The sequence below is a fragment of the Treponema sp. R6D11 genome (assembly GCF_054786075.1).
Genome location: NZ_BDHD01000837.1, coordinates 1 through 484, shown reverse-complemented (window position 1 = coordinate 484; position 484 = coordinate 1). Strand labels below are relative to the sequence as shown.

Below are 484 nucleotides of genomic sequence, written 5' to 3'. Positions count from 1 at the left end.
ATATTTAGGCGGAGAGAGCGACGAATGGGTAGAGGATATTTTGGAGTCTATCGATACTTCCAAGAAAACGGTAATTAAATTAACTGATTATGTTAAAAACGTTGAGGAAGAAATTGTTCCTGGTATGGAGGAAGAAGAAGGCGAAGAAGAAACTGGAGAGCCAGAGTATGATGAACATATTTGGACGGCTCCTGCGAATGCCATAAAGCTTGTTAGCGCGATTGCTGATAAACTTAGTGGAGCAGATGCTAAGAACAAGAATGCGTATAAATATAACGCCGACAAATACATCAAAGAAATTAAAAAAGTTGATGATTCTATAAAAAGCATCATTAAAAATGGAAAACGCGACAAAATTGTTGTTGCAGATAAATTTCCGTTCCGTTATTTTGTGGATGAATTTAACTTGAAATATGTTGCAGCTTTTCCTGGATGCAGCGATCAGACAGATGCTAGCGCGAAGACTATTGCATATATAGTTGAT

General features: G+C 37.2%; 1 protein-coding gene. It reads left to right on the top strand.

The genetic code is table 11. The features are described from left to right. On the top strand, window positions 1-484 hold a 484-nt coding region (locus ACYVTD_RS16400; protein WP_461248735.1), incomplete at both ends, for a metal ABC transporter substrate-binding protein.